The following is a 17,645-nucleotide window of genomic DNA, read 5'->3' on the forward strand; positions in this document are numbered from 1 at the left end:
GATTAGCCTGCTCACCACTTTCTTTATTCACCCACTATTTCTTCGTAGGCTGCTGACCAATCTTCGTTCCAGCTTTTCATAATATCATCATAAGTTTCATCTCGATTTCCAATAGCTGCCTCAATAATGATTTTTTTGTTTGGTTCTAACCAGAGACCAACTTCTGATTCTTTGTCTACTTCATCTAGTAATCCTTGTTTATCGTCTGGCGCTGGTGTTAGCATTTCGAATTGTGCACCTTCCTCTTGCGCTGTCGTTAATGCATCTGGTAATGGAATATCCTTCGATGCACTGATTCCGCCCGCTTGTTCTACAGAATAACCTGAATCATGAATGAACCAGTCTACCCAAGCAAAAGCAGCATCTTTATTTTCACTGTTTTTATTAATAGAGATATTTAAATCTGCACCTAGAGAGAAGATAGTTTCCTCTGCATCTGTAGGGAATGCCATCATTCCGATATCATCTGCATTTTCTCCTGCACCTTGAATTTGTTCAAGTGCCCATGAACCTAATACCATGGTGGCGATTTCACCGTTATTCATTCTTACTTTAGAAGCTTCCCAATCAGTAGTAAGGGGGTCTTCTTCAATAAGTCCTTTCTCCGCTACTTCATACATTAAACTATAATGTTCATAATGCGGATCGCCTTGATCAAATGGTGTTGGATCATCTAACATATCGACATTGTAATAATCAACATTACCTGCAGTAGTGGTAACAGCACCTTCCCACTGAGTTAATGGCCAACCGGCTGCATAATTTGTATACAAAGGCACTGCATTGGTGTTTTCTTTAACTTTTTCTAACGCAACGATGAATTCATCTTGTGTTTTAGGAAGCTCTGTAATTCCTGCTTCTTCAAATACTGCTTTATTATAAATAACGCCTGTATACGTTAAAGCAATCGGAATACCATAAACGGTTCCATCAACTTGACGCTCTTCTACACCTAAATACTTTTCTTGCATATCTTCTAACGTACCCATTGGCTCAAAGAAATTCGGGATATCTTCGATAGGAACTTGTACAGGTATGTATTGCACATCCCCATAATCTTCCGTATTCATACGAGGCATAATTTCTCCACCGTAATCTGTTAATGCTTCAAAATTCACATTTACATTCGGATAAATTTCATTAAACTGTTTCGCATATTCTTGATAAACAGTATCGACAATATCCGTTCTGTGCGTGATTACAGTAAGGTCTCCTTCAATCTCTTCCGGATCTTTCTCTTTCCATGTTTCGTATGTTGGCTGGTCAGACCCTTCTCCGGAACCTTCCTCTGAATCAGAAGAACAACCAGCAATTACGACGATAACTAACATTGATGCAAAAAACACTAACAACTTTTGGTTAAGCTTAAGCATGTTTTTTGACCCCTTTCCTTTAGTTCATAACTGTTTAATTATTTAGGTTAACGTTAAAGTAACCATAAATAAATAATAACCTGAAACCGTTTACTCGTCAATGCTTTTTTTGCTTTTTACACCAAAAATATTTAAGTTCACTTAATAGTTAATTACTTAATTCTACTTTCTTATCCGGTTATAGACCACTTCTTTATATTCTGTATAGCAAAACACAGTAAACTAGAACTGAAAACTAATCGTTAAGTTAATAAATTGCAGACAAAACCAATCAGCATTCCATTCCACTCTGCATATTGTGTATCACAATTAACCTTACTATTACATTCTTTTCAAATAAATCTATACAAATTACTTAAGTAAGAGTTACTAGATACTTTCTTGCTATAAGATAAACCGATCCTATATTTTATAAAACTACCACTAATACGGATTATGTAAAGTCGAACTGTATTACACTATGGTAATTTTGAAATCTTTTATCTGCTTAGCAAAGCTCCGGAAATTTGCCCCACTGTACACGAAGTGGTTGGCCGGAGCGATATCATACCACTAACTACAGTTCAAAATAAGCATTAAGCTAGCATTACATAATCCGTATTATCAGCACCGTACTTTTTCAATCTTTAGGCATAACTCTCTTCTGCAAATTCCTTTATTACAAATTCACAAAAAATGACCGGGACATGCTGCCCGGCCATTTTTCTATACTTTTGAATACAATTATTATCTTATAGATGGATCAAGTAGTAGCATCATGATGAAAGGGATGCTTAAAATTTCGGAACAACAATGACATGCTGATACTAAACAGACATGGCCCGAATGCAAGGAACGCAATTAGGTTCCAGTATAAAAGCAAATATAATACAACGATACAGAGCAATATAGCAATCGATAAAAGCGGCTTTTTAAACGATGTTACAAAAGCTAGTGCAAAAGCATCTTTTGTATGATAATGATAGAAAATAAAGTAATAAAGTACAAATACGACATTTACAATCAGAAGTGCAGCCAAATAGATTAATACAATCATGAAAGCTAATCGCAATGCCAGGTCTGAACGATTTAAATAAAACAACGCAACTTGCAGTAATACTAAGAGAATCGTAACTGCAAATGATACGCCACGATAAGATCGATATTTATTATAACACTCACGAAAAATCTCTTTTGTTTCCTCATCTGATGGTTGAAATAAGACAATTTTAGTTGTTTCCCACAATGCCGCTGTCGCAGGAATGAAACTATACACAATTACCCCTCTCAACAAATAAATCCAATAATAAAAACTAATTTGGAACAATGTGTAGATAAATTGAAACAAACGCTGAATCGACTCACTCATAACTTACACTTCTTTCTGTAACTGGATTGAATTCTTTTATCTTCTCAGTTAATTTCACAAAGCAAAACCAAGACAAAAGGCGCCTTGGTTTACTTTTTTTCATTTACAGAATCTCGATAAATAATTTTCCCCTTAACCGCCAATCTTCCGAACGAATTGGTCGGATCCTCCATTTTCTCACAAATGAATTTAACTGCATTTTTAGCCATCTCTTCGACATCTACTTCTACCGTGGTCAAATTCGGCGTAGTTAACGTAGCATAAATATCATTATCAAATCCGACAACCGAACAATCCTCCGGCACTTTATAACCATCATGACGCAAGCGTTCCATTAACAAATGCGCAACTTGATCACAATTACAAACAAAAGCTGTTGGCATCACTTCCGGTAAATCAAATGAGATAAATGCTCCACGTTCATTGCGATCACTGATAACATAGTCTTGATTTAACTGGATTTTATGCTCTAATAGCGATTTATAATAACCTAAAAACCGATCCTGTATACTGCTAGTTGAAAAAAGATTTCCTACATATGCTATATCCCGATGCCCTTGTTTAATTAAATAATTCGTTATTTCATAAGCACCATTAAAGTTATCGGTAATAACTGCATCGACATTACTGTTTTCGTCGTAAAAATCCAAAAATATCAACGGCATACCTAACTTTTTCATATGATTAATATAGTCTGTCTTAGGCTGTCCTAACAAAACAAACCCATCTACTCGTTGTTCATGATAAATACGTGGCAGTTTCAACTGGTCTTCATCATCGTCCGTCATAATATGGATGATCGCATAATACCCATATTCCTCAAGATGCTGTGCGATTGATTGATATACTTTTAGATAGAAGGATTGCGACATTCCCGTATATCGTTCAGGAATAATCACGCATATATTATAAGATCTCCCATCCTTCATTGATTTTGCTACTGCATTGTAACGGTAACCCATCTCATCTGCTAATGTTTTTATTTTCTCTTTTAGTTCATCACTGACGCCTTCCTTATCATTTAACGCTTTCGACACCGTTACACTACTTACATCCAAGCGTTCAGCAATATCTTTCATCGTGACATTCACTTTCATTTTTTCACCCCAATACATACTTTTCACAATTCTTTTCCCTATCATATCACTTTTTTAAATTAATTACTTAAATATTTTACTTTATATTAAGTAAAAATATAATAGATAGAAAACCTGCACCTATGGCAGCTTCATAAGTGCAGGCAACGTATGCACCATTAAGGAGTAACTATTCCTCTAACAATGCCTTATTCTGTAGTATTAAATCTTTTCTTTGCTGCGCATTTTCTAACGAACGATATTGATCCTCCGGCGTATGGAACGTATAATCTATCAATCGATCAATCGTTGTCGTGGCAACATGAATTCTTGTATCACTTGATGCATAATAGATAAATACATCATTATTTTCATCTACGGTCACGCCGTTACAGAAGATAACATTGGATACATCCCCAACTCTCTCCTCATCATATGGCGCAATAAAATGTCCGCCGGGAAGAGCAATTAATTTGGTCGGATCTTCTAAACTAGTCGCAAAGGTATACAATACATAACGCAAACCAGCTGCTGTATTGCGTACTCCATGTGCAATATGAATCCATCCTTTATCTGTTTTGATAGGTGCTGGTCCTTGCCCATTTTTCACTTCATATATCGTATGATATTTCTTACCATGGATCACTTTCTCTTCCTCAATAACAGGATTGTTGATATCTTTGGTTAAACCGAATGCAATACCACCACCAGAACCTGTTGATATAAAACCGTCTTGAGGACGAGTATAAAAAGCATATTGCCCGTCAACAAATTCAGGATGTAACACGACATTACGTTGCTGAGGAGAAGGAGTCTGAATATTCGGGAGTCTTTCCCAATCCTTCAAATCCTTTGTCCTGACAAGTCCCGCCTGCGCTACTGCACTGGACGTATCAAACTCACCAGCATTCGGATCTTTACTTTCTGAGCAATAGATTCCATATATCCAACCATCCTCATGCTTTACTAACCTCATGTCATAAACGTTTGTTTCTTCAGGATCGATATCTTCCCAAACGAGCGGACTATCGACAAACGAAAATTGATCGACACCATTATCACTTACCTCTAAGGCAAAAATTGATTTACGATCTACTCCTTCAAGACGAACGACCATATAATACTGACCTTGATGATAAATAGCACCAGGATTAAATGTTGCATTCACACCTAACCGCTCCATAAAAAATGGATTGGTTTCTTTATTCAGGTCAAACCGCCAATGTAATGGTACATGATGACGAGTTAATACCGGTTGTTGATATTTTGTATACACACCATTATAAAAATGTGAATCTGGATGATTTTTTTGATTAATTAATTTATGTTGTTCTTCCAGCAATGAAAAATATTTCTCATGAATCATTAGCCTAACACCCTTTCAATAAATTCTAAACAAAACCTACTGTTATGGTAGGACGTCTTCCAAGGCTCACCGACTGATCTTTCTGTCGGCTTTCCATTTGCTTCTACCGACCAATACCATTCGCCATGTTTCCGTTTATCGACGATATTTTGTTTGATATAGTCCCATAACTTTATAATTAATTGCTCAAATTTCGGATCATCTGTATTCTGATAAGCATTTAGGAAGCCAACCATCGCCTCTGCCTGCACCCACCAGATTCTGGTATAATCGTACTCCTCATTAATCTGCTCATTAATAAGGGAGCCATCCTCTTGTATAGCATAATCAGCAACATTATAAGCAATATCCAAAATCATCTTGTCATAGTTTGAGTCATGAAAATTAATCGTTTTCATCGTTTCATCCATCAGCCAACTCGCTTCAATATCATGACCGAATGACTTCATATCCACTAACGATTGCCACTCTTTATCAAAAAACACGTTTAAAAATTTGGTTTTCTCATCATAGATATTTTGATAATGCACGTGTAACAGATCAGTTAATCGTTGCTTCAGCGCCTGATCATAAGTTGCTTTATAAAGATTTGTATATGCTTCTAACACATGGATATGCGTATTCATCGTTATCTCCGCCATAACGCCGTTTTCACTGAGCATTTCATTATCAACGGGATGCCAAGAGCGGTCAAATTCTTCCATATAGGCTTGATTTTGATTATCATAGCCCTTTTCTTCAATTAAGTGATATATTTCCATAGCCAGATCTAACGCTTCCCGCGATCGACTGACTCGGTAGTATTCACTTAAAGCATATATCGCAAACGATTGGGCATATACATGCTTTCTCGTATCTTTCGGTTTACCTCGAAAATCTACTAACCAGTAAATACCTCGATGAATTCTATCATAAAGTTTATCACGTAAAAACGCATACAAATGATTCGCATATTCGAGATATTTCTCATTGTTCGTTACACGATAAGCAGCAGAAAAAGTCCAGAGAAACCTTGCTGTTGCAATGCCCCCTTTATCTGCCTCTTCCTCAATTCGTAACGAATAATCAACCTCGCCATAGAAACCACCGTTTTTTTCATCTTTTAAGTTCATCCAGAATGGGAGAATTTTTTGCTCGAGATGTTCTTTAATCTCTGCTGCTAATTGTTTCATAAGTCTCAATCCTTCCTTTTGTTTATCGATAACTTAATAAATTAATATTAATTAACTTATCGATAATTGTCAATTACTTATTTGCGTTTCGTTAAAACGATGATCATTAAATCTTGAAATTTGAAAAGTACGATTCCAACTCATGAGCCATCGCTGCTAACTCCTGTGAAGAAGCTAGTAACTGTTGCATTGCAGCATTTTGCTGTTCTGCCCCAGATGCAATCAAACCAATTCTTTGCGATGATTGTTCAGATATTGACTGGATTGTTTCGGTTGATTGATGGACTCGCTCTACTTGCCCATTCGTCACCATAATCGTCTCTCCAACACGGAGATGGTGATTAGTTAGCGAAGCAATCGATTGCGAGATATTCTCAAATACATTTCCTACCTTGGTAACTTTTTGTTCACTTAAAGCATTAATTATCCCACCAATCTTATCCATTTGTTCCTTCACAACATTCATGCGACGAGCTGTATCCTGTACATTTACTGAGCCATTTTCCACCTCCACCGCCGTCTGATTGTTAAGCTCTTGGACGTCTGCAATTGTATTGGTGAGCTCATTCCAGGAAGCTTGCATCTGGTTGATTACACCTGTTGTTTGTTCTACTGATTTCACTTGGTTCTCTGCGCCTTCAGCTACACCTGTCATCTCTGTCATCATTTGTGGGAAATAATAAATAACGCAAGTACACTTGCAAAGAAGATGTCATATCTTTTACTAATCCCCCCATTTTTCCATATAGAATAATTACGGAATTTCTTCAATACCGTCCATTTCGAAAACAGTTTCTTGGTTTTCATGTGTATCCCCTTTCATAACTACCGTTTATTATTTAACAACTCTCGTTCAACCGAGATGGCCGCATCACCTACCCATGCTGTACTGCTTCAGATGCCATCTTTATTTGATAGAATTCTCCTCTATTTGCTAACAATTGATCATAAGTTCCCGTTTCCACACATTGACCGTTATTCATCACAACAATCCGATCAGCATCACGAATAGTAGACAATCGATGCGCCACGATAAAAGTCGTTTTTCCTTTCACTAATTCTTGCATCGCATCCTGAATTAATTTCTCTGATATATTATCAAGCGCTGACGTTGCTTCATCTAAAATAACCATTTGCGGATTTCGAATGAATGCACGAGCAATCGCAATTCGTTGGCGTTGACCGCCAGATAGTCGATCACCGTGCTCCCCTATTTTAGTATCCAAGCCTTCAGGTAACTCTTTTATAATATCTTGCAGATTAGCCATCTTGACAGAAGCCTCCACTTCCTGATCGTTGACTTCCGCCAATCCATAGGTAATGTTGTCCCTTATGGAACCCGAAAATAAAATCGTATTCTGTGGTACAACCGCTATGTTCTTTCGGAAGCTTCGCATGCTTACATCATCCATCGGAATTTCATCAATTAAGATTCTTCCTGAAGTTGGACGATAAAAGCCCGTGACGAGATTTAAAATAGTAGATTTTCCTGCTCCTGACTCCCCGACAAAAGCAACCGTTTCTCCAGGCTTTACTGATAGACAAAAGGATTCAAGCACATGTTTATCTGTATCACGATATTTGAAATAAACATTTTCAAACTCGACTGAGCCATCCAGCTGTTTCAATTTCATCTTCCCTTGATATTCTTGTGTTTCTTTAGCGAATAGAATCTCAGAAATAGAATGTACGGATTCAAACCCTTTTGCCAATTGCGGATAAATATTAATCACACCAGAAATCGACATCAAAATTTGCGTAAAATAAGTTTGATACAGCACAACATCTCCTATTGGGATACTTCCTTGATAGGCTAGATAAACCGTAAACAACAAACATAATACCTGAAATAACTGAAAGGCAACCCAGTTACTTGCTCCAAAAAACGCTTCCGTTATGTCAAGCTTGTATCCTTTTCCTCGCACATGATGAAGCAATGAATCCATTTTGTTAATTTCTACTTTTTCCAGACCATGTGCTCTTGTTACCGGTATCATTTCAACCGTCTCTGCTACCTGTCCAGACATTTCTTCTACTTGTTCACGAAATTCACGATTTCTTCTATTTAATTTTCCGCGGAAGAAATAAACAATGACTATCGAAATTGGTATAGCAACTAAAAAAAAGGATGTGACGGACCAGCTTCGATTAGCAGTAACAGCTATCGCAACAATTACATTCATGAGAGCAGGCAATACCCCCAGCATCGTCTGCTTGGACATAATTTCAATCATTTCTACATCACGGAGAACCTTTGCTTGCAGTTTACCTGAACGTAATTCTCCATGATAAGATATCGAAAGATGTTGCAATTTACGGATTAAAGTACTTCTTAGGCTTGCTTCTACATGTCGAATTGCTTTACTCATAAAGCTGATATGAAGAATCTGACTTGGCAAATTTTGAATAATAACTACCGTAAGCACAATAATATTGATCCACAGCGTCCGAACATCTTGTTCACCTGGATTAGCAGCAAAGTTGATTAAATTAGCTGTGACTATAGGCAGTATCCATACAGGTGAATGTTTCAATAAAAAGAATATAAAAGAAACAAATAATTTCATATAATGACCACGATACATTACATGCAATGTCCTGAACAGCCTTCCTTTTACATCTTGCTGTTCTTCGAATCTCTTTTCAAAATCCAGGGAGATTCCATTATCTTGCGGCATATTCTCACTCCTATTATATATATTATTAAATAACCTAATGCATTAAGTAATATATTAAAACGTTAACAATGTATTTGTCCATTATTATCTATCTATTACAAAATATTTTTTGACAATATACAGAAACTTTACTATATTACAATAAGTAAACGTTAACTTAATTTGGAGGTGTTGACATGCCAATAGCTATTAATAGAGAACAAAGAGAATTTCACCTTTATAACGATCACATCAGTTACATCTTCCGTGTTTTAGAAAAAAGCGAACAGCTAGAACATTTATATTTTGGAAAGCGAATTCATCACAGAAAATCGTTTGAGCATTTAATCGAGCGAGAAGTTCGTCCCTCCTGTAACATGTTCGAAGGAGATCATACGTCTTCCATGGAACATACCAAGCAAGAATACCCAAGTTTTGGTTCTACCGATTTTCGTTTTCCTGCTCATGCCATTATTAGTGAAGAAGGTGGACACATCACCAACTTTACCTATCAAGAATATCGTCTATACCAAGGAAAAAAATCCTTAAAAACTTTACCGGCAACATATACAGAGGCTGACACAGAAGCAGATACGCTGGAGATCGATGTAGTCGATGACATCCTTAAATGTCGATTAACGTTATCTTATACTATTTATCAGGATAGGAACGTCATTACGCGACATGCTACTTTTAAAAATGAAGGGGAACTTAGTTACTCTCTTGAGCAAGCAATGAGTATGAGCGTCGACCTTCCTGACGATCAGTTCGACATGTTGCACTTACAAGGGGCTTGGGCAAGAGAAGCACATGTTGAAACAAAAAGATTATCCAAAGGCATTCAGTCGATCTACAGTAATCGCGGAGCAAGCAGCCATGTCTTTAACCCGTTTATCGCCTTAAAAAGATTTAATGCCGATGAACATAACGGAGAAGTTTACGGCTTCAGCCTCGTATACAGCGGGAATTTTCTTGCTCAGGTAGAGGTTGACACGTATCAGGTTAGTCGTGTCACAATGGGAATTAACCCACAACGATTCAGTTGGAAATTACAACCTGGTGAGAGCTTCCAAACACCAGAATGTGTAATGGTTTACACCGATAATGGGTTGAACGGAATGAGTCAAACCTTTCACAATCTCTATCGTGAACGCCTGGTCCGCGGATATTGGCGCGACAAAGTACGGCCGATCCTTATTAACAATTGGGAAGCCACCTATTTTGATTTTGACGAAGATAAAATATTGGAGATTGCAAGTACTGCAAAAGATTTAGGAATGGAATTATTTGTTTTAGACGACGGCTGGTTCGGTAAAAGAGATGATGACTCCAGTTCACTTGGAGACTGGTTTGAATATGAAGCAAAACTGCCAAACGGAATGGCTGGTATAGCAGAAAAGGTAGAAGGATTAGACATGCGTTTCGGACTTTGGTTTGAACCTGAAATGGTATGTAAGGATACGAAATTATATGAAGAGCATCCAGATTGGATCATTGCCACTCCGAACCGACGTGCTTCACATGGCAGGAATCAATTTGTACTAGATTTTTCCCGCTCTGAAGTGGTCGATTATATATATGACCTGATGGACCGGATTATCGCCAAATCAAAAATCTCTTATATCAAGTGGGATATGAACCGCCATATTACAGAGGCTTATTCACAGGCACTGCCAGCTGATCAACAAGGAGAAGTATTCCACCGCTATATATTAGGAGTCTACGATCTATATGAGCGACTTATAAAAAAATACCCTGAAATATTGTTCGAATCGTGTGCTGGTGGCGGTGCACGCTTTGACCCAGGTATGCTATATTATGCACCACAAACATGGGCAAGTGATGATACCGATGCAGTCGAACGGTTAAAAATTCAATACGGATCTTCGATGGTTTATCCGTTAAGCGCTATTGGCAGCCATGTCTCAGCAGTTCCTAATCATCAGGTTGGGCGACTCACCCCTATTGATACTCGTGCAGCAGTCGCTTATTTCGGTACGTTTGGCTATGAATTAGATATTACTCAGCTTACAGATACCGATAAAGCGAAAGTAAGAGAACAAGTGGCTTTCTTTAAACAGCATCGCCAATTAATAAGGGATGGAGAATTCCATCGTCTGCTCAGTCCTTTCGAAGGAAATGAAACGTCCTGGATGGTAGTCAGTCCTGATAAAAAGGAAGCAATTGTTGGTTATTATAAAACATTAGCAAAACCAAATGAGGCTTATCAGCGGATTAAATTAGCAGGACTCGATCCAAATAGATTGTATCAAGTAAACGATTCAACAACGCATTATGGCGACGAGTTAATGAATGTCGGCATCATCCTTGCCGGAAATTACACCGATCGTGCCGGTGACTTCTGGAGCCGTGAACATCCAGGAGATTACCAGGCGAATCTATTTGTCTTGAAAACTATACAATAGTTTTCAAGACAGAGGTAAATATACAACTACCCTATAATACGGATTATGTTAACTAGCGTTGAATCCATATTGAAATCTAGTTAGAGGTATAATGTCGCTCCGGCCAACCACTTCGCGTCCTGCGGGGCAAGGCTGAAGCTAACTTTGTGAAAAAGACCGCTTCACAAAGTGGATCTTCAGCACCTGCACGTCCCGCGGGAGTCTACGTGGTTGGCCTGCGCTAGGATTTGTACTCTACAACTTTAGGAATTGCTAGCATATTGATTGCATCCATAAATAACAGCATTTGAATAATATGATGCCTAGAACCACTGCTTTTAGCTGTCCTATAAGTTGTAGCACTTCCCTTAAGCGTAGGAAATATGCGGAGACTCCCGTGGAACCAGCACGAGCTGAAGCCGTGCCCACAGGACGCGGAGCATATTTCCGGAGCTTTGTTATGCACATACAAACTTTCAAAATTACCATGCTGCATTCAGTACCATTTTACATAATCCGTATTATAGGAACCAAGACTTCACTTTGAGCATAAATTCTTATCACTTCGACTTTATGACTGTCATTATATGCTTGTCTAGCGTACACATAGAAAGGTTCCGGTTATCGGCGGACGATAATCGGAACCTTTTTTAATAAGTTATTTCGTTACCTCGTTTTGAATAACGTTTTTTAGCTCGGTGACATTTTCTTTTGCGCTTTCTAATGGATCACCGTCGAATTGTTCCTGTTCGATGACATACCAGTTAACTCCTGCTTCTTCACCTTTTTTCCACAATGAAGCAATGTCTAATGTACCTTTGCCAATCTCTATGCTTCGCTTCTCTCCATTCTCCACTGTCATATCTTTAATATGCAGCGACACTACCTGATCATAATAAGCATCAATGGTTTGAATTGGTTCATAGCCGGCATGAGTAATCCAGTAACAATCCAGTTCCATTTTAACATACTCTTTATCTGTCTCTTCGAATAAAATATCAAAACCTCTTTTACCATTACCTAGATCAAAAAACTCCATATCATGATTATGATAGGCAAAGGTAAATCCGGCTTCTTTACATTTGCGACCGATTTCATTTAATTCTTGTGCAGCTCGGTAATAAGCAGATTCATCCGCTCTTAATTCATCTGGTAAGATCGGACAAATAATTAAATCATTGCCGATGGTACGATTATAGGCTAAGGATGCTTCTAATTGTTCTCCTGTTAAACTATCAAAGGGCATGTGACTGCCGGCAGCAGCCAGGCCAGATTCGTCCATTACCTGTTTTAATTCATTTGCTGGTGTGTCAAAAAATCCAGCAAATTGAACAGCTTCGTAGCCCATGTCTCCAAGTTTTTTCAACGTTCCGAGAAAATCTTTGGAAGTATGATCTCGTACAGAATATAATTGAATTGCTATTTTCCCCATTTTTATCGCTCCTTTTCCAAAAAATTATAGATTAATTGCTTTACCAGTTTCCGCTGATTGATACAATCCGTCGATTATCTTCTGAATATTTGTTCCTTGTTTGGCAAATTGATCCGTTACATTGCCATCGATACAGTCCTTAACAAAGGCATGAATCTCCTGATGGTGGGCATGTGCTTCTGGTAAATAAGCTGGCGTAATATCGATTAGTGTATCATGTTTTTCCTGGTACATTTTTAACGGAAAAATATCGGCACCACCTTTATTTCCCATCAAGGAAACCTGCATCGTATCTCGCTTCTCCACATTCGCCGCAAAAGCCGATTCTAACACTAATGATGCGCCGTTTTTGAACGTAATCATGCCCACTGCCATATCCTCGACCGTATAGTTTTGGTAATCCCAATTACCTAACAGGCCAACACCTTTTTTTGTACCAATTTGCTGATGGGTTTGACCGAGTACAACGGCCGGTTCCGGGTATCCCATTAAATATAGAGCGGTATCTAGCATATGTACACCGATATCGATTAACGGGCCACCGCCTTGTAACTCTTTATTGGTAAACACACCCCATCCCGGAATGCCACGTCGTCTGATTGCCTGCACACGACCAGAATATATTTCGCCAAGCTCACCGGCATCGATAAAACGTCTAGCCGCTTGTGTTTCTGCCTGGAAACGGTAATGGAAACCATACATTAATAGTTTGCCAGATTGACTAGCTGCCTCTTCCATTTGTTTTGCTTCGGTTTGACTCATTGCAGGTGGTTTTTCGCACAATACGTGACAGCCGGCTTGCAATGCAGCAATAGCGGCATCCTTATGAAATTTATTTGGTACACACACACTTACTGCGTCTAAATTCGCTTCAGCAAGCATTTCTTCATAATGTTCATATGCATGTTCAATCCGATGTGTGTCTGCAACTGCTTTTGCTTTCTCGTACACAACATCTGCTACTGCAACGATTTCGACTTGATCAGCTATTTGACTGTAGGCTGGAATATGAACATCTGTTGCAATGCCACCTGCCCCGATTAAACCAACACGTAATTTTCCCATCGTCTAATTCCTCCTTTTATACCCACCACATATCGGTCGGACTTTCCTTTATATTCACCGCTTGCAAATTGTCTACTGCTCGTTTGAAGCCTTCATCTACCGACATAATCGGATCTTCGTGTTCGATACTGATGACGTAATCATAGCCAAACGTGCGAAGCGCACTTATCATATTCGACCATTCTTCGAGCCTGTGTCCGCAACCAACCGAACGGAAATTCCAAGCTCTCGTTTGAATATTGCCATAGGGCTGCATATCTGTCAGACCATACATGTTGACATTATCCTGATCGATGTACGTATCTTTCGCATGAAAATGATGAATCGCATTTTCTTTTGCCAAAATTTTAATTGCTGCCACCGGATCAATTCCTTGCCACCATAAATGACTCGGGTCAAGATTTGCCCCTATTGTCGGACTCGTTTGTTCACGCAGCTTTAACATCGTATACGGTGTATGAACGAGGAAACCTGCATGAAGCTCAATACCAATTTTCACACCGTGTTTTTCTGCTAAAGCACCAATTTCTTTCCAATAAGGGACTAATTTTTCTTCCCACTGCCATGTCAGAACATCCGCATATTCAGTCGGCCAAGGAGCAACCGGCCAATTTGGCGCTTTTGCCTGTTCATGATCTCCTGGAGTTCCAGAAAAACAATTAACCACTGGTACACCTGTTAGACCAGCTAACTCAATCGTTTTTCTCAGCACCTCATCACTTTCTGTTGCAAATGACTTATCAGGAGTAAGCGGATTACCATGACAGCTGAACGCACTAATCGTAAGACCTCGTTCTTCAACCGCTTGCAAATATTGTGCTCGTTTATCTGGATCCGCTAACAACTCATCTAACTTACAATGTGCATCACCAGGATAGCCTCCAGTGCCGATCTCGACCGCATCCAAGCCGCTTGCTTTAACATGGTCGAGCATTTCTTCAAAATTCTTCTCTGCAAATAATACAGTAAACACACCTAGTTTCATTGTTAAACTCCTTTCATTCGTTACAGTTGGACCATTTGTTTTGACTGATTGGATTGTAAGGCGCCAAGAATAATTTTTAGCGATCTCAAACCTTCTTCTCCATCAATTAATGGTTTTTTATCATGTGAAATACTATCGATGAAATGATCGACTACACCGGAAGAGGCTTGCCCACCACTATCATTCGTCTGAATCTGTCCTAATTGATAATTCACCTTCGTTCCATCTGTGAAGGAAGCAATTAAACTGTAATCAGGGTCATCTTCTAAGCGGAGCATACCTTTTTCACCATAAATAACAGTAGCATTGTCTTCTCCTGCTTTATAAGCCCAACTAGCAGTGAGCGTACCAATGATCCCGTTCTCACTTCGCAAAATGGTTACCGCTTGATCATCGACATCACTATTCTCTTTCGCTGAGGCTTCGACCATTGCTGCTACCTCCGTAAATTCTGTGCCCAGAATATAGCGAATCACGTCAGATTTATGGACGCCAAGATCACCTAATGCTCCAATAAATGCTTCTTCTTTTCGGAAAAACCAACTGTCCTTGCCATCAATACTCCAGCCTTCAGGGCCACCATGTCCGAATGCAGTTCTAAAACTGTACACTTTACCTAATTCACCATTGGCGATCAGTTCTCTTGCCTTCTGATGACTGGGTACAAAACGTTGGTTATGAGCAATCATCAGTTTTTTGCCTGCTGCCTTACTGGCTTCAATCATTTGCTTCGCTTCTTCTTCCGATGTTGCCATTGGTTTTTCACATAACACATGCTTGCCATTTTCAGCAGCAAATATTGAAACCGGTGCATGTAAATAATTTGGCAGACAAACGCTGACTACATCTGCACCAGATTCCGTTATTGCTTGTTTATAAGCTGTATAAGCTGTCGCTTGGTATTCTGCGGCAGCTGATTGCGCACGATCTTCTTTAATATCGCATACTGCCACAATTTCTACTTGCTGATTTGCATGATATTCTGGTAAATGACGGTGAATCGCAATACTCCCACAGCCAATTACCGCAACTTTTAATTTTCCCATTCTTTTACTCCCCTTCTCCTTTTGATTTAATCTCTTCGATTGCTTTAGCATTCCCGTAAGTTGAGATGGTACGCTCTACTGGTTGTGCCCATCGAACCGCATTTTGTATGACCAGTTGAACGTCCTTGTGATAATAGGTTGGATATGATTCGTGACCTGGGCGGAAATAGAAGATTTTGCCGTGTCCACGTTTATACGTACATCCTGAACGGAAAACCTCTCCACCTTCAAACCAGCTGACAAGCACCAGTTCATCTGGGGCAGGTATGTCAAAATGCTCGCCATACATTTCTTCTTTTTCGATTTCTATATATTCTCCTATCCCTTCGACGATTGGATGAGTTGGATCTACTACCCACATTCTTTCTTTTTCATCCGCTTCCCGCCACTTCAAGTCACAGCTTGTGCCCATCAGCTTTTGAAATATTTTAGAAAAATGGCCAGAGTGCAGCACAATCAAGCCCATTCCTTCCAATACTCGCTGATGGACTTTTTCCACAATATGATCTTCAACCTCATGATGAGCCATGTGTCCCCACCATATCATCACGTCCGTGTTCGCTAGACGTTCCTCTGTTATACCATGATCGGGTTCGTCTAACGTTGCAGTCTCAACCGCTATGTCATCGGTTTCAAGAAATGATTGAAGCGCGTGGTGAATGCCCTGCGGATAGATATTTGCTACTTTTTCGTTATGCTGTTCATGCCGATATTCATTCCATATAAGTACTCGCATCACTATACTCCTTTACTTATCCTATTTGCGCAGAAAATGATAGAAATATAACAACAGGTAACAACGGGATAGTTTTTTGTCACTATTTGTTACCCCTTACATCAGCGCAATGATTTGCTTATTATAGTAAACGATAATAGACTTATTGAACATAAATGATATAATCATAACATGAACTATATTGCTATAATTAAAAACACTTAAAAAGGAGTACCTCGAATGAAGATAGGTTTTTGTGGATATTCATATCATGACCAACGCTTTTATACGTCCCATCATTCTCGCTACAATTCCTACCTTTTCCGGCTGCAGACAGAGGGACAGGCGCAAGTGCTTGTCCATCAACAAACAGAAACAGTTGAAAAAGGAGATTTATTAATCATTAAACCGGGTGAAGAATATCAGCTTCATGTCGCTGCTGGTCAGCAAAGTGGGGACTTTAATTTATACTGTGAAGGTGAGTGGATTGACGCTCGTTTTAAGCATGCTCCTACGTTAACTAATATTGTAGTAGATGATGCAGTGCTTGACCTTTGGCATCACCTGATTATTGAGGAAAGAAGGCCGGAAAAAGAAAGAAACAGCGAACTTACCAATTATTTGGTCAGTGCACTGTGTGTCGCCTTAGAAAGGGCTATAGATAAACGGTCTGATCCGTTATACCGGCCCTATGTTGTAACTAGAATGATGCGTTTTATTGAAGAAAACGCAACCAAACAGGGGCTAAAGGTCGAAGATATTGCAGATCATTGTAATCTCAGTGTTTCGAGAAGCGTACACCTATTTAAAGAACATATCGGGAAAACAATGATTGAATACGCACAATCAATTCGAGTGTCAGCCGCTATTAATCAAATGAAATATACGACAATGACCCTCGAAAATATTGCACAAAATTGTGGCTTTGGCTCCTATTCTTATTTTCATCGAGTTTTTAAAAAACATTATCAAATGTCACCCCGTGCATATCGCGATAAGATGTAA

General features: G+C 38.9%; 15 protein-coding genes. 2 read left to right on the forward strand and 13 right to left on the reverse strand.

What is annotated here, in order from left to right; all coding sequences use genetic code 11:
• Positions 1-23: 23 nt before the first annotated feature.
• The 8 genes from MUN88_RS20870 to MUN88_RS20905 form a co-directional block, all read right to left on the reverse strand.
• The gene (locus MUN88_RS20870; RefSeq protein ID WP_244718989.1) at positions 24-1,373 is read right to left on the reverse strand and encodes an ABC transporter substrate-binding protein; all 1,350 of its coding nucleotides are present in this window, start codon (positions 1,371-1,373) and stop codon (positions 24-26) included.
• Positions 1,374-2,115: 742 nt separating this feature from the next.
• Positions 2,116-2,721: a YesL family protein gene (locus tag MUN88_RS20875; RefSeq protein WP_244718992.1), complete on the reverse strand. Its 606-nt coding sequence runs from the start codon at positions 2,719-2,721 to the stop codon at positions 2,116-2,118.
• A gap of 89 nt (positions 2,722-2,810) precedes the next feature.
• A complete protein-coding gene (locus tag MUN88_RS20880) occupies positions 2,811-3,818 on the reverse strand; it encodes a substrate-binding domain-containing protein (protein WP_244718995.1) in 1,008 nt (335 codons plus the stop codon).
• A 169-nt stretch (positions 3,819-3,987) separates the two neighbouring features.
• Positions 3,988-5,163 (reverse strand): glycoside hydrolase family 130 protein, encoded by a 1,176-nt coding sequence (locus MUN88_RS20885; RefSeq protein ID WP_244718998.1) that lies wholly within the window; start codon positions 5,161-5,163, stop codon positions 3,988-3,990.
• Positions 5,163-6,335: an AGE family epimerase/isomerase gene (locus tag MUN88_RS20890; RefSeq protein ID WP_244719000.1), complete on the reverse strand. Its 1,173-nt coding sequence runs from the start codon at positions 6,333-6,335 to the stop codon at positions 5,163-5,165. The genes MUN88_RS20885 and MUN88_RS20890 overlap by 1 nt, the downstream gene beginning before the upstream one ends.
• A 106-nt stretch (positions 6,336-6,441) precedes the next feature.
• Positions 6,442-6,990 carry a methyl-accepting chemotaxis protein gene (locus MUN88_RS20895; RefSeq protein ID WP_244719002.1) on the reverse strand — a complete coding sequence of 183 codons (549 nt, stop codon included), beginning with the start codon at positions 6,988-6,990 and terminating at the stop codon, positions 6,442-6,444.
• 8 nt (positions 6,991-6,998) lie between these two features.
• The gene (locus MUN88_RS20900; protein WP_244719004.1) at positions 6,999-7,142 is read right to left on the reverse strand and encodes a hypothetical protein; all 144 of its coding nucleotides are present in this window, start codon (positions 7,140-7,142) and stop codon (positions 6,999-7,001) included.
• 68 nt (positions 7,143-7,210) lie between these two features.
• Positions 7,211-9,013 (reverse strand): ABC transporter ATP-binding protein, encoded by a 1,803-nt coding sequence (locus MUN88_RS20905; RefSeq protein WP_244719006.1) that lies wholly within the window; start codon positions 9,011-9,013, stop codon positions 7,211-7,213.
• A 176-nt stretch (positions 9,014-9,189) separates the two neighbouring features.
• On the opposite strand from MUN88_RS20905, the gene MUN88_RS20910 reads away from it, so the two are divergent.
• A complete protein-coding gene (locus tag MUN88_RS20910) occupies positions 9,190-11,418 on the forward strand; it encodes an alpha-galactosidase (RefSeq protein ID WP_244719008.1) in 2,229 nt (742 codons plus the stop codon).
• 637 nt (positions 11,419-12,055) lie between these two features.
• Here MUN88_RS20910 and MUN88_RS20915 read toward each other — a convergent pair.
• The 5 genes from MUN88_RS20915 to MUN88_RS20935 are packed head-to-tail and all read right to left on the reverse strand — an operon-like array spanning position 12,056 to position 16,661.
• Positions 12,056-12,829 carry a sugar phosphate isomerase/epimerase family protein gene (locus MUN88_RS20915; protein ID WP_244719010.1) on the reverse strand — a complete coding sequence of 258 codons (774 nt, stop codon included), beginning with the start codon at positions 12,827-12,829 and terminating at the stop codon, positions 12,056-12,058.
• Between the two features lie 24 nt (positions 12,830-12,853).
• Positions 12,854-13,894 carry a Gfo/Idh/MocA family protein gene (locus MUN88_RS20920; protein ID WP_244719012.1) on the reverse strand — a complete coding sequence of 347 codons (1,041 nt, stop codon included), beginning with the start codon at positions 13,892-13,894 and terminating at the stop codon, positions 12,854-12,856.
• 16 nt (positions 13,895-13,910) lie between these two features.
• The gene (locus MUN88_RS20925) at positions 13,911-14,879 is read right to left on the reverse strand and encodes a sugar phosphate isomerase/epimerase family protein (protein ID WP_244719014.1); all 969 of its coding nucleotides are present in this window, start codon (positions 14,877-14,879) and stop codon (positions 13,911-13,913) included.
• 20 nt (positions 14,880-14,899) lie between these two features.
• A complete protein-coding gene (locus MUN88_RS20930; RefSeq protein ID WP_244719016.1) occupies positions 14,900-15,925 on the reverse strand; it encodes a Gfo/Idh/MocA family protein in 1,026 nt (341 codons plus the stop codon).
• 4 nt (positions 15,926-15,929) lie between these two features.
• A complete protein-coding gene (locus MUN88_RS20935) occupies positions 15,930-16,661 on the reverse strand; it encodes a ThuA domain-containing protein (protein ID WP_369809910.1) in 732 nt (243 codons plus the stop codon).
• Positions 16,662-16,880: 219 nt separating this feature from the next.
• Between MUN88_RS20935 and MUN88_RS20940 the strand changes: the two genes are divergently transcribed.
• Entirely contained in the window at positions 16,881-17,645 is a 765-nt protein-coding gene (locus MUN88_RS20940) for a helix-turn-helix domain-containing protein (protein ID WP_244719020.1), read from the forward strand.

This window comes from Gracilibacillus caseinilyticus (assembly GCF_022919115.1).
GTDB lineage: Bacteria > Bacillota > Bacilli > Bacillales > Amphibacillaceae > Gracilibacillus > Gracilibacillus caseinilyticus.

Bases quoted from the DNA above. Each gene is read 5' to 3' on its own strand.
- MUN88_RS20870 (WP_244718989.1), bottom strand. From the start codon at position 1,373: ATGCTTAAGCTTAACCAAAAGTTGTTAGTGTTTTTTGCATCAATGTTA.
- MUN88_RS20875 (WP_244718992.1), bottom strand. From the start codon at position 2,721: ATGAGTGAGTCGATTCAGCGTTTGTTTCAATTTATCTACACATTGTTC.
- MUN88_RS20880 (WP_244718995.1), bottom strand. From the start codon at position 3,818: ATGAAAGTGAATGTCACGATGAAAGATATTGCTGAACGCTTGGATGTA.
- MUN88_RS20885 (WP_244718998.1), bottom strand. From the start codon at position 5,163: ATGATTCATGAGAAATATTTTTCATTGCTGGAAGAACAACATAAATTA.
- MUN88_RS20890 (WP_244719000.1), bottom strand. From the start codon at position 6,335: ATGAAACAATTAGCAGCAGAGATTAAAGAACATCTCGAGCAAAAAATT.
- MUN88_RS20895 (WP_244719002.1), bottom strand. From the start codon at position 6,990: ATGACAGGTGTAGCTGAAGGCGCAGAGAACCAAGTGAAATCAGTAGAA.
- MUN88_RS20900 (WP_244719004.1), bottom strand. From the start codon at position 7,142: ATGAAAACCAAGAAACTGTTTTCGAAATGGACGGTATTGAAGAAATTC.
- MUN88_RS20905 (WP_244719006.1), bottom strand. From the start codon at position 9,013: ATGCCGCAAGATAATGGAATCTCCCTGGATTTTGAAAAGAGATTCGAA.
- MUN88_RS20910 (WP_244719008.1), top strand. From the start codon at position 9,190: ATGCCAATAGCTATTAATAGAGAACAAAGAGAATTTCACCTTTATAAC.
- MUN88_RS20915 (WP_244719010.1), bottom strand. From the start codon at position 12,829: ATGGGGAAAATAGCAATTCAATTATATTCTGTACGAGATCATACTTCC.
- MUN88_RS20920 (WP_244719012.1), bottom strand. From the start codon at position 13,894: ATGGGAAAATTACGTGTTGGTTTAATCGGGGCAGGTGGCATTGCAACA.
- MUN88_RS20925 (WP_244719014.1), bottom strand. From the start codon at position 14,879: ATGAAACTAGGTGTGTTTACTGTATTATTTGCAGAGAAGAATTTTGAA.
- MUN88_RS20930 (WP_244719016.1), bottom strand. From the start codon at position 15,925: ATGGGAAAATTAAAAGTTGCGGTAATTGGCTGTGGGAGTATTGCGATT.
- MUN88_RS20935 (WP_369809910.1), bottom strand. From the start codon at position 16,661: ATGCGAGTACTTATATGGAATGAATATCGGCATGAACAGCATAACGAA.
- MUN88_RS20940 (WP_244719020.1), top strand. From the start codon at position 16,881: ATGAAGATAGGTTTTTGTGGATATTCATATCATGACCAACGCTTTTAT.